At 37.3% G+C, this 12,867-nt stretch carries 11 protein-coding genes; all 11 read left to right on the forward strand.

The features are described 5' to 3' along the window. Positions 1-5: 5 nt before the first annotated feature. The 11 genes from G9H65_RS03710 to G9H65_RS03760 all read left to right on the forward strand — a co-directional run bounded on the left by G9H65_RS03710 (position 6) and on the right by G9H65_RS03760 (position 12,775). On the forward strand, positions 6-1,082 hold the full coding sequence (locus G9H65_RS03710; protein ID WP_166374006.1) for an AMP-binding protein: 1,077 nt from the start codon (positions 6-8) through the stop codon (positions 1,080-1,082). After that, positions 1,075-1,824, forward strand: a complete 750-nt coding sequence (locus G9H65_RS03715; RefSeq protein WP_166374007.1) for a hypothetical protein — start codon at positions 1,075-1,077, stop codon at positions 1,822-1,824. Before G9H65_RS03710 ends, G9H65_RS03715 begins: the two co-directional genes overlap by 8 nt. A gap of 5 nt (positions 1,825-1,829) precedes the next feature. Beyond that, positions 1,830-3,245: an aldehyde dehydrogenase family protein gene (locus G9H65_RS03720; protein ID WP_166374008.1), complete on the forward strand. Its 1,416-nt coding sequence runs from the start codon at positions 1,830-1,832 to the stop codon at positions 3,243-3,245. After that, on the forward strand, positions 3,236-6,046 hold the full coding sequence (locus G9H65_RS03725; RefSeq protein ID WP_166374009.1) for a BamA/TamA family outer membrane protein: 2,811 nt from the start codon (positions 3,236-3,238) through the stop codon (positions 6,044-6,046). The genes G9H65_RS03720 and G9H65_RS03725 overlap by 10 nt, the downstream gene beginning before the upstream one ends. 20 nt (positions 6,047-6,066) lie before the next feature. After that, positions 6,067-7,128: a tetratricopeptide repeat protein gene (locus G9H65_RS03730; protein WP_166374010.1), complete on the forward strand. Its 1,062-nt coding sequence runs from the start codon at positions 6,067-6,069 to the stop codon at positions 7,126-7,128. Positions 7,129-7,181: 53 nt separating this feature from the next. Continuing rightward, the gene (gene thrS, locus G9H65_RS03735) at positions 7,182-9,122 is read left to right on the forward strand and encodes a threonine--tRNA ligase (protein WP_166374011.1); all 1,941 of its coding nucleotides are present in this window, start codon (positions 7,182-7,184) and stop codon (positions 9,120-9,122) included. Between the two features lie 117 nt (positions 9,123-9,239). After that, positions 9,240-9,800, forward strand: a complete 561-nt coding sequence (gene infC / locus G9H65_RS03740) for a translation initiation factor IF-3 (protein ID WP_109323029.1) — start codon at positions 9,240-9,242, stop codon at positions 9,798-9,800. A gap of 86 nt (positions 9,801-9,886) precedes the next feature. Beyond that, positions 9,887-10,081 (forward strand): 50S ribosomal protein L35, encoded by a 195-nt coding sequence (rpmI, locus tag G9H65_RS03745; RefSeq protein ID WP_109323028.1) that lies wholly within the window; start codon positions 9,887-9,889, stop codon positions 10,079-10,081. An 82-nt stretch (positions 10,082-10,163) separates the two neighbouring features. Continuing rightward, complete coding sequence (rplT, locus tag G9H65_RS03750) at positions 10,164-10,508, forward strand: 50S ribosomal protein L20 (protein WP_109323027.1); 345 nt, start codon at positions 10,164-10,166, stop codon at positions 10,506-10,508. Positions 10,509-10,604: 96 nt separating this feature from the next. Continuing rightward, complete coding sequence (locus G9H65_RS03755) at positions 10,605-11,735, forward strand: cysteine desulfurase family protein (protein ID WP_166374012.1); 1,131 nt, start codon at positions 10,605-10,607, stop codon at positions 11,733-11,735. Further along, complete coding sequence (locus G9H65_RS03760) at positions 11,732-12,775, forward strand: XdhC family protein (RefSeq protein WP_166374013.1); 1,044 nt, start codon at positions 11,732-11,734, stop codon at positions 12,773-12,775. Before G9H65_RS03755 ends, G9H65_RS03760 begins: the two co-directional genes overlap by 4 nt. Positions 12,776-12,867 lie beyond the last annotated feature (92 nt).

Below are 12,867 nucleotides of genomic sequence, written 5' to 3' on the forward strand. Positions count from 1 at the left end.
ATTATATGCTGGTATTTTCTCCAAAGTCAAATGTCTTCCCTACTCCTTCCACTCCTTTTGAGGCAGAAGTGATGGAATTTTGTAAGCTTTGGAAAGCTGGTATTGAATGGTTTAGCTTCCATACTTCTGGTTCAACGGGTCAACCCAAAGCCATCCGTATCCATCGAGATCAAATGAGGCACTCAGCCCTTTTAACTGGCGAATGGCTTGGATTAGAGGCTGGAGATCGAGCTTTATTATGTTTACCCATCAAATTTATCGGAGGAGTAATGGTGGTAGTCAGGGCCCTAGTTTGGGATTTACAACTCGTCATAATCGAGCCTAGTAACCAGCCTGAAATACCTCCAAATATTCCAATTCGATTGACATCCCTAGTTCCTCCACAATTACAATATATTTTGCAACATGATTCACTTTTAGCATCTTTCCAAGGTGCTAAAGGAATTTTAGTGGGAGGTGCAGCCATTTCAGTGGAGATTGAGAATTTGGCCATGAAACAAGATTTCCCTATTTTTCTTACTTACGGTATGACGGAAACCGTATCACATATTGCTTATCGTCCTATTTCTCTAAAAACAGATGACTATCTTCACCCCCTCCCAGGTGTTGAATTAAAACTGAATGAGGAAGATTGTCTGTGTATTCGATCTGCATTGACAAATAATCAATGGATAGAAACGAATGATTTAGCTGAATTAAAGGCAGATCAAGGATTTCGTATTTTGGGTAGGAAAGATTTTATCATTAATTCGGGTGGGATGAAAATTATACCTAGTCAAGTCGAAAAACATATTCAGGCATTTTTTATTGAAAAGGGTATTTCAGCTCTTTCCTTTGTGGCTGGTATACCAGATGATTTTTATGGACAAAAAGCCGTATTATTCATCGAATCACCTAATTTCTTTAATCTGGGAGACCCATTAAAACAGTATTTATTACAGCATTTGTCTTCAAAACAAATACCTAAGTCAATTATTTGCCTTCCAAAATTCATATTTAATTCAAATGGGAAATTGGATAGCTTGAAAACGGTAGCTTTGTATCTTCAATCTTCATCCAAAGAATCTCATGCCAATGACTAATTTTAATTTATTTTATGAGAGTGCCAATAACGTTCCTGCTCCTTATCATTTTGAATCACTCATTCGATTTATAGGATTTGGTACTCCAGAAGCCTCTTTGGAAGTAGAAATTCAATATACTGACCGAGAAGATTTCTCAAAAGAAGAATTGATAGCCGAGGGTTTACCTACGGATGAATCTTGGACTTGGAATGGAAGTATTTCTGTTGCTTGGCAACAAAGATTAGCTGCTCGATTTGACACCTATAAATCTGGATCTTGTAAGCCTAGGGATGAGGAACCATTTATTATGTTAGAATACCCTAATTCTACCACCAAGGTACCTAGGATGTTAGAAATAGAAGAAAACTTAATACAGGAATTCATACAATCCATTTTTGAAACTGCTGGAAGGGAAATGCCTCTCTTTTTAGGATTTCAATTTAAGGATGAATTGGATGAATGGGTCAGAATTGAAGGTGAATTATCCTTTGAAAATTTAACTTTTACATATCAAGAATCGGGATCGGTCTTAAAAACAATTTCGGATTGGGATCGTTTACAAGCTTTGATGAATACGGTTTATATTGCTGATTTTCAAGCTGATAAAGCAAAGGAGGAATTGAAAAGTACCCATTCGTTTGCTGTGTATCCAGGAGATGGCTTGTGGTATGTGGCTGGTGATTCCTTAAGAAAACCCGCTGGAAATAATCGGTATTTTGATGGATTAGAAAATAGTTTAAGAGAATTATTTAAGTCTTAAAAGCCATGGTTTCACCAATAGAAGATCAAATCGCAGAAGTATTTTGGATTCAAAAATCGTCTTCGGGACGTCTGAAAAACACGACCCACCAAGAGCGCATTGAAAAATTGAAGTCCATTGAAAAATACATGATTTCTCACAAACAGGAATTGTTTGATGCCCTTTATGATGATTTCAAAAAACCTTCCTCCGAGGTTATATTGGCAGAACTTTTAGGAGTAAAAAGAGAAATAGATCATATATGCCGCCATTTGAAGTCTTGGATGAAACCTCAGAAAGTAGATACTCCACTTCTGCTTTTAGGTACTCAAGGGTATGTGCAAATGGAAGCCAAGGGTATGTGTTTAATCATTGCTCCTTGGAATTACCCATTTAATTTGGCCATTTGCCCTCTACTTTTGGCTTTGGCTGCTGGAAATGCAATAATTTTAAAACCATCTGAACTAAGTCCTGCTACTTCTTCTTTTATAAAAAAGATGATATCGACCTTGTTTGATCGCAGCGAAGTGGCGGTTTTTGAAGGGGATGCATCTGTTTCTACCTATTTACTCGATCAAAAATTTGACCATATTTTCTTTACAGGTAGTCCTTTAATTGGTAAACTAGTGATGAAAGCAGCAGCGGAGCACTTGACTTCCGTGACTTTAGAATTGGGAGGCAAATCCCCTGCTATTATTGGTCCTCAGGCAGATATTGAAGCTTCAGCACAGAAAATAGCTTGGGGTAAATTTTTAAATAATGGACAAACCTGCATTGCACCTGATTATGTATATGTGCATGAAAAACATTATTTCTCATTTTTGGAAGCCTTAGAAAAGGCGGTGAATCGTTTTTATGATCCCGAGAAAAAAGGAGTACAACATAGCAAAGATTATGCTAGAATTGTCAATTCAAGACATTTTAGTCGAATTATTGGTTTAGTTGACGATGCTAAATTACATGGTGCCAATGTATTATTTGGTGGTGAAACAGATGAGCAAGATTGTTTCATCGCACCTACGGTATTGACAAACTGTCATCATGATATGAAAATCATGCAGGAGGAGATATTTGGACCTATTTTGCCTATTTTAGTTTATAAAGACGAGCAACAAATCATTGATCAATTGGCCAAAGAGGAAAAACCATTGGCTCTCTACATATTTTCTGAAAACGAAGAGTTTACACAGCATATATTGAAAAATACAAGCTCAGGTGGTGTGGTCGTTAATGACTGCCTCATTCATTATGGTCATGGTGAACTGCCATTTGGTGGGGTAAACAACTCTGGAATTGGTAAAACGGGTGGTAAATTTGGGTTTATTGAGTTTTCAAATCAGAAATCAGTATTGGTTCAACATAGTGGAATGATGAAAATGTTATATCCTCCTTATCATTTTAAAGTTCGCTGGATGCTTGATTTTATTTTAAAATGGCTGTAAAGAAATTTGCTTTATTCTTGTGGTGCATCTGTTTCTCACCTGGCTTATTAGGTCAACTGAATTATTCTTTATTGGACCAAAATCCAGCTTCCGTTCGGTGGAAACAGCTTCAGCTTCCCAATCATGCCATTCAGATAATCTATCCTGAAGATGCGGATAGCTTGGCTCAGCTAACAGCCTATTATTTAGAAAAGCATGTCCATCAAGTAGGTCAAACCATACCGAGTAAACTTCATCCCTGGAAAATTGTATTGCAAAATAGAGGGATTTATTCCAATGGTTTTGTTAGTTTAAATGCTCCCAGAGCTGAATTATTTACGATTCCCACGCAAAATCCCGCCTTAGTAGGAACCAATGAATGGTTAGAAATGCTGGTGAGTCATGAAACTCGTCATATGTTTCAAAATGAGTTAGGTCGACAAGGCCTAGCCAAGGTATTTCGAAGTCTCTGGGGAAGTAATGGGCAAGCCTTATATTCTAATTTAATCATTCCCAATTGGTTGTGGGAAGGTGATGCGGTAGAAACAGAAACGCGATTAAATCCGATTGGTAGAAGTAAAATTCCCGAATTTTATTTGCCTTTGCAGGCCTATTTATTAGAATATGGTATTCCCTCCTATGGTAAAATGATGGGAAAATCATATCGTCAATTAGTTCCTAATCACTATGTTTTTGGTCAATTTTTGAGTCAATATATTCGCCAAAAACAAGGAGAATTGGCCATTGGTCAAATTTGGCAAAAATCATTGCTTCGTCCTTATCCATTTGCCTTTTCTTCTGTGTTAAAAGAACGAACCGGTCTGAGCATCGATCAATTTAGTCAATTGGCTTTAAAGGAATTACGGGATTCTATTCAAATGAGGCGATTGAATGTATCAGATCAATCGGAACAAATTAGCCCCAAGGTTTCTCAAACCTTTACATCATATAAATTTCCATGTTGGGTTACCGAAGATACGTTTGTCGCCATTAAGTCAGGCTTTTCAACCATTCCTGTTTTAGTTGAATTTAGTCGTGGTCAAGAAAAGGAATTAACCAAATTAGGACCCATCTCAGAAATGAATATGCTTTCTGCATCCAAAGAATGGGTGATTTGGTCTGAAATCAAATTTGATGTTCGTTGGGGACAAAAACAAGGAACACGTTTGGTTCTTTTTAATCGGAAAACGAAGGAAAAGATTTTTTGGGATGGTGATGAAAAGTGGATTAACCCATCCATTAGTCAGGATAATAAGCAAGTTCTTACTTTAGTTCAACAAATTAATGGATCTTCTCATTTGTTACTATTGGATGTAGACACTCGGCAATTGATAAAAAAAATACCTATTTCATCTGGAGAACAAGTCTTGCATGCCCGTTTAGCAGATCAAAATCGAATGGTTTATGTCGTGAAAAGTCAGCACCAAAAATCCATTAGAATTATGGATTTAGAGCGATTTACCGTCATTTATGAGTTTCATTTAGGAAGTAATAATATTGGTGCACCTTTTTTGAAGGGTGATTTTGTTTATTTCAATCAACCGATTGAAGGTTTAGATCAGATTGTGCGTATCCATGTGAAAAACAAGCAACAACAAGTGATTACTCACGCTCCTTTTGGGGCATATTCAGCTCAAGTAATTTCTAATGATGCCATTGTTTATCAGTCTTATCGAGCTTCAGGTGATGCCATTATGGTAAAGAAATTAGGAAATGAGCCATGGAGTACTTTGCTACAGTCTAAACCTACTCCTGTTTTACAAGAACTTAGGCCACATTATGCAAGTCAAAAATATTCTAAATGGAATATTTTCAATGTGTATTCTTGGGGACCATTGATTGCTGCCCAAGGAAATCAATTGGAAGTAAGTCTTTTATCTAAGAATGTCACCAACACCTTACAAGCTGGAATTGGGTATCAATATGATCCCAATGAACGATCGGGAACTCAATTTGCTAGATTTTCGTATCAAGGATTATTTCCTGTGATTGATGCTTCATTTCAAAATAGCCAGCGAAGCACGAGTTTGTATGTGGATAAAAGAGCACCCTTTGATAGTTTGCGGACCGATAATTGGATGCAAACAAAAGGGGATATTGGTATTCGACTGCACTTAAATCTTACACATTCAGCCTTTGCTGAATATTTAACCCTTTCATCTACTTATTCTTTTTTCCAAGTTAATGGATATGATTTACCCTTAAGGTTCAAAAGCGAGGCCTTTAATGGCTTGTATTCCTCCATGACGCATGCTATTTCGTATTCAAAATTATTAAACAGAGCTTATAGGGATGTGCAATCACCCTGGGGTTATCAAATAGGTCTGCATTGGCAAGGAACACCTTTTAGTCAAAACTTAAATTCCGAAATTTGGTCTGCACAAGGGAAAGTATTTGTTCCTGGCTTATTTAGGCATCATGGTATTTCCTTGAGAGGCGCTTATCAGCAACAATCTAATGGGAATTATACCTTTGCCAGTACCCTTGCCTTGCCACGAGGTTATACGACCGTACTATACAATCGATTGTTCACTTTTTCTGCGGATTACAAATTTCCGATCGCAAATACCGATTTTAATATAGGGAGGTTGTTGTATGTCAAACGATTAAAGGGTAATATCTTTTTTGATGCATCACAGGGAGAAAATATAGTAAAAGATGGTACATCCACCACCACATTCCAATCATTCGGTGTAGATTTGTCATCCCAATTTCACTTCTTGCGTTTTTCTCAGAATTTTGAAATCGGTGTTCGTTGTTTATATAAATCTCAAACCAAGCAAATCGAGTGGTATCCTCTAGTAATCGATATAGGATTTTAGTCATTTATTGGATAACCTTGATGGTTTTGGGCATTTTTTTGATGTCGTGTGAAACGAATCAAGATTCAAAAGGAGAAAAAATCCCTCCTGCTTCTGCTTTTTTAAAAGGAGAAGATCCCCAGCGAGTGATACAATATGTCAGTGCGATTATTGAAGATAAACCTTCTTCTACTTTGTACTATATTAGGTCAAAGGCTTATTTCACTCAAAGAAAGTATTTATTGGCATCTGAAGATATTCAAAGAGCACTTCAAATCGAATCTGGTGATTTGGATTTTTTATATCTATCCGCTCAAATTCATTTTCACCTTGAAGAATATACGGAAGCATTAAAAGATGCTAAATCTTTGGAGGAAGCGGGATTTTCAGCTCCCGGTTTATGGATATTATTAGCAGAGATTTATGCTCAAACTGCTCAAACCAAAATGGCTAATTACTATTTGGCAAAAAGCCTGAAAGTAGGATTATCCCCTACCGATAGAGCTTATGTCTATACTTTACGAAATTTATCGATAGGCGATACATTGTCGTGGATGAAGTTAGTTCGCGATAGTAGTAGCATTTATCTATCTGAAACTCCCCTAGCGAGATTGTATTTTCAGCACCAAGGTGATCGAGTACCCATGTTGATTTATCAAGCTCAATTATTATCGGCACGCAAAAAATTCCCGCATGACCCCCATTTATTACGCTTTTGGGCTAGGTTTTTGGCTAAGATTCGACAAGTTCCCAGAGCTGAAAAAGTTTATGCTAGCGTTTTAGCCTCATTTCCCTCTAATGATAATTTATTCGCAGAAATAGGGGATTTTTATTTTAAGAATCGGGATTATTATAAAGCTATCGCCTTTTTAGACAAAGTTTCGAGCGATAGTCCTTATGCTTCTCAGGCCATGTTTATCAAATCCATCAGTTGGCTGTATTTAGGCGAACGATTAAAGAGTTTGGCCTTGTTGGATTCAGCTCTACAAATCTACCCTAGCGACATGAGGTTTAGAAGTTTAAAGTATCGTTTGATAAATCGAAACTTGGATTCTACCCGAACTCAAACGGATAGTTTGTCTACTGAGTCTTCTGAAAATTAAAATACGCTCCTAATATTCCTGCTTAATTTGTAAATTGCATAAAATTTGTTCGAATGATAAAAATTACTTTTCCCGACGGAAATATCCGTGAGTATAATTCTGGTGTGACACCAATGGAAGTTGCCTTGTCAATTTCAGAAGGTTTAGCAAGAAATGTGTTGGCTGCCAAAGTGGATGATCAAGTGGTAGATGCTTCTACCCCAATCCAAACAGATGCACATGTTCAATTATTGACCTGGAATGATACGGAAGGGAAAAAGACATTTTGGCATTCTTCAGCTCACTTAATGGCTGAAGCTATTGAAGCTTTATATCCAGGTACCAAATTTGGTATTGGTCCAGCTATTGAGAATGGTTTTTATTATGATATCGATTTAGGAGGGAAAGAGTTTGGCAGTGATCAGTTTAAGCAAATTGAAGATAAAATGCTGGAATTGGCTCGCCAAAAAAGTGAGTATTTACGCAAGCCTGTTGCAAAGGCAGATGCTATTGCTTATTTCCAAGAGAAAAACGATGAATATAAGTTGGAGTTATTGGAAGGTTTGGAAGATGGTTCAATTACCTTTTACTCCCAAGGAAACTTCACTGATTTATGTCGTGGGCCACATATTCCTCAAACAGGATTTATTAAATCGGTCAAACTACTCAGTGTAGCAGGTGCTTACTGGCGTGGCGATGAAAAGCGTAAGCAAATGACCCGAATTTATGCCATTACTTTTCCTAAGGCAAAAGAATTGGAAGAGTATTTATTCTTGTTAGAAGAAGCCAAACGCCGTGACCACCGTAAATTAGGCAAGGAATTAGAACTTTTTGCATTTTCAGAGAAGGTAGGTTTAGGTTTGCCTTTGTGGTTACCTAAGGGAACTATTCTTCGTGAAAGGTTAGAGAATTTCTTACGTAGAGCGCAGGTTCGAGCTGGTTACTCTCCTGTAGTAACGCCGCATATTGGTAGTAAAGAATTGTATGTAACCTCAGGTCACTATGCCAAATATGGTAAGGATTCATTCCAACCGATCAATACACCAGATGAGGGAGAAGAGTTCTTATTGAAACCCATGAACTGTCCTCACCATTGTGAGATATATAAAACGAAACCACGCTCCTACAAAGATTTGCCATTACGACTGGCGGAATTTGGAACGGTGTATCGTTATGAACAATCGGGTGAATTACATGGATTAACTCGTGTAAGAGGCTTTACTCAAGATGATGCGCATATTTTTTGTCGTCCAGACCAAGTGGAAGATGAATTCATGAAAGTGATAGATTTGGTGCTTTATGTATTTAAGGCCCTAGGTTTCCATGAATTTTCGGCTCAGGTTTCTTTAAGAGATAAAACGGATCGTGAAAAATACATTGGACGTGATGAAGATTGGGAAAAAGCGGAATCGGCTATCATTAAATCTGCACAAGAAAAGGGTTTACCTTATGTGATTGAATATGGTGAAGCAGCATTTTATGGTCCCAAATTGGATTTTATGGTACGTGATGCCCTAGGTAGAAAATGGCAATTAGGAACGATTCAGGTGGATTATCAATTACCTCAACGATTTGAATTGGAATATACGGGTTCAGATAATCAAAAACATCGTCCGGTTATGATTCACCGAGCGCCATTTGGTTCCTTGGAGCGTTTTATTGCTATTTTGATTGAGAATACAGCTGGAAACTTCCCATTGTGGTTATCTCCCGATCAATTGGCGGTCTTACCCATTTCAGAGAAATACGAAGATTATGCCAATGAGATCTATTTACGTTTACAAGAGCGTGATTTAAGAGGTTATGTTGATCACCGTGATGAGAAGATTGGACGTAAAATTCGTGATGCAGAAGTTTCCAAAGTTCCTTTTATGATCATTGTAGGTGAAAAGGAGCAAGCAGAAGGTTTGATCAGTATTCGTAAAAAAGGACAAGGAGATTTAGGTTCCATGACTTTGGATGCATTTATGGCTATTGCTCAGGAAGAAATCCAACAATTGACACACGATAAATAGATTTATTGGAGAATATCAATTGCTTGAAACTCTTTTGTTTGCAAATGCGTTAAAATTGATATAGCTTTCGAATTGAATACAAGAATTAACAATAATTATTAAACGAAATTTTACTTTATGGCTTTACGCCCCAATAACAATTACCGAGGAAACAAACGAGAAGAGGAGCCTTATAGAATCAATAATCTAATACGAGGAGTTGCAGAAGTGCGATTAGTAGGAGAAAATATTGAACAAGGTGTTTATGAGTTTTCTAAAGCTTTGGCGATTGCTGAATCTCAAAGTTTAGATTTGGTTGAAATTTCCCCTAATGCCGTTCCTCCTGTTTGTAAGGTTATTGATTATGCTAAGTTCAAGTATGATCAAAAGAAAAAGCAAAAGGAAATCAAAGCTAATGCCACTAAAACGGTCATTAAAGAGATTCGTTTCGGTCCTAATACCGACGAACATGATTTTAACTTTAAATTAAAGCATGCCGTAAACTTCTTAAAAGAAGGTGCTAAGGTGAAAGCCTATGTACACTTTGTGGGTCGTACTATTGTTTTCAAAGAGCGTGGCGAAATGTTGTTATTAAACTTCGCTAAAGGCTTGGAAGAATTTGGTAAACCCGATGACATGCCCAAATTAGAAGGTAAGCGTATGAGCATTATCTTCTCTCCTAAAGCTGCCAAGAAATAATTTCAATTTTTTTTCATCAAAACAGGGAATTAAAGGGTATTTTTTATACTTTTGCATTCCCAATTTTAAATTTAATTTTTACTATAATGCCAAAAATTAAAACCAACTCTGGAGCAAAGAAACGTTTCAAAGTAACTGGAACTGGTAAAATTAAGCGTAAGCACGCTTTTCATAGCCACATCCTTACTAAAAAGACGACTAAGCAGAAGCGTAACTTAGTTCACGCTACCTTAGTTTCTCCATCTGATATGGACCGTGTAAACTTAATGTTAGGTCTTTAATATCAATTTAAGTTATTGTTCAACCAGAAATAAGGCCTAAAGTACTGTAAGAAGTCGCCTCAATTTCAAAAAACAAATTTCTATGCCACGTAGTGTCAACCATGTAGCTTCTAGAGCTCGCAGAAAAAAAATCTTAAAATTAGCCAAAGGCTTTTATGGTCGCGGAAAAAACGTTTGGACCGTAGCCAAAAACAAAGTAGAGAAAGGTTTGCAATATGCATACCGTGATCGCAAAGTAAAGAAAAGAGATTTCAGAGGATTGTGGATTCAGCGTATCAATGCTGCCGCTCGTCAAGAAGGAATGTCTTATTCAGCTTTCATGGGCAAATTCAACAAATCAGGAATGACTTTAAACCGTAAGGTGCTTGCTGATTTAGCGATGAACCACCCAGAAGCGTTCAAAGCAGTAGTGAATAAATTAGGTTAATCCTTATTTACATAGCTTACAAGAAAGTCCCAAAGAAATTTGGGACTTTTTTCATGCCCAATATGTATCTTTGCTGTACAACCACCCGCTAAGAAATTGAATCGTCCCGTCTATTTAGATTATGCCGCTACAACTCCTGTATCACCAGAAGTTTTGGAAGCTATGATTCCTTATTTTAGTCATCATTTTGGTAATTCAGGCTCTAACCAACATCTATTTGGTTGGGAAGCCTCTGATGCTGTGGATGAAGCTCGTAAATCCATAGCCACCTATTTTTCGGTTAAACCTGCCTCTATCCTATTCACATCAGGTGCCACGGAATCCAATAATTTGGCCCTTTTAGGTTTGTTGGAGCATCAAACTCCTGGTCATATTATTTCTTCCTCTTTGGAGCATAAAGCCGTTTTGGAGCCTTTGGCATATTTAGCTACCAAAGGATGGGAAATTACTTATTTAGCACCTAATTCAACAGGTGAAATTAATTTGGATCAAATTAAAGCGGAAAAAAAGCCTAATACGTCCCTCGTATCCATCATGTGGGTTAATAATGAAATTGGAACAATCAACGATATTTCAAGTATTGCAACCTGGTGTACACAGCAAGGAATAATTTGTCATAGCGATGCGACCCAAGCATTGGGGAAATTGGATATTTCACAAGCACATTTACCTGATTTAATGAGCTTTTCTGGTCATAAAATTTTTGGACCTAAAGGTATTGGTGCTTTGATTGTGAAAGTAAATACTCCCTTACAAGCCCGACAATGGGGAGGTGCACAAGAAAGAAGCTTACGTGCTGGTACTTTACCCGTTCCTTTGATTGTAGGGCTTGCAAAAGCGGTGGAAGGTATTCCACAACTTCTGAACTCTTTGCCTCAATTACAAGCTAAAAAAATGGATTTCGAAAAGGCTCTTAAAGCATCTTTAGGAGAAAGAATATGTTTCAATTCAATTTCTGAAAATCAAATACCTCATATACTTAATTTTTCCATTTTAGGAGTCGATTGGGAAAAGCTTTTTAGATCGATGCCCAAGTTGGCTCTTTCTAATGGGTCTGCTTGCAATTCTAAATCAACATTTCCCTCGCATGTGTTAAAAGCTTTAGGTAGAGACGATGATACAGCTTTGACTAGTGTTAGAATCTCAATGGCGCATACCTATTTGCATGAGGATCATGATTGGGTGGTGAATTACTTGGTTAAAAGTCTAGAAAAATTGATATCATGAAAGATTGGATACAAATTGTGAATCGTTTGGAACAACTATTGGCAGAAAACATGGACTTAGCTCTTGCCACTGTTGTACATGTTGATGGTTCGGCTTATCGTAGACCTGGAGCAAGAATGTTGGTGACGGGAGATGGAAATTGGTGGGGAGCCATTAGTGGCGGTTGTTTGGAAGGAGATATGTTGAAGAAGGCACAAATGGCCATGATGACCCAACAAATTAAATTGGTCACCTATGATACGCGTGAAGAGGATCCTTTTCAATTAGGAGTTGGATTAGGTTGTCAAGGACTCATTGATATTGTCATTGATCCTATTCGTGTTCATTTGGAAGCTTTTTGTGTTGCCATGAAACAGGCGGTATCGTCTTATGAGCCTGGTGTATTAAGCAGCGAGTGGGATGAAAATAAGGTATCATCTTTTCAGTATTTGTATATTCCTCAGTCGGATATTCATTCCTTTGATGCTGACAAAAAAGAGATTTTGCTTCAAAAAACGGCTCATTATCGCCTTTTAGAAGGAAAATCAACTCTTTTAGAATACATCCCTCCTATGCCTCGTATTTGGATTTTTGGGAATCAGTTTGATGCTTTGGCTTTGATTCAACAAATAAATCTTCTGGCTTGGGAGATACATTGGGTAGGTAATGTGCAAAAAATGAATCCCCTTGGTAAGAAATTGGTCAAGCAAGTTTATGATTGGGAAGCTGATTTTCAAATCCTACCAGACGATTCTCTAGTCATGATGACCCATGACTTTGATCGAGATGTGTTTTTAATGAAAAAGTTAAGTTCATGGGAACTTGTTGCTTATTGGGGAATTTTGGGTCCACAAAAGCGTATGGATAAACTGCAAGGTCATTTGAATGATGCGGGTTTGGATATTTCCAAACTCAGAAAAAAAATTTCTAGTCCTATTGGTCTGGATTTAGGAGCAGAAGGTCCTGAAGAAATCGCTATTTCGATTATTTCTGAAATAATCGCTCAAAAAAATAATCGAGCTGGTCAAGCACTTAAGTTCAGGGAGAAGCCAATCCATTAATATTTTAATGCTTTAGAATAGATTTTTGATCGATAGGTATATCAACAAAAAACTCCCAGCGTAGCTGCTGGGAGTTTAAATAAACCTCTAAA

Source organism: Aquirufa ecclesiirivi (genome assembly GCF_011250515.1).
Classification (GTDB): Bacteria; Bacteroidota; Bacteroidia; order Cytophagales; family Spirosomataceae; genus Aquirufa; species Aquirufa ecclesiirivi.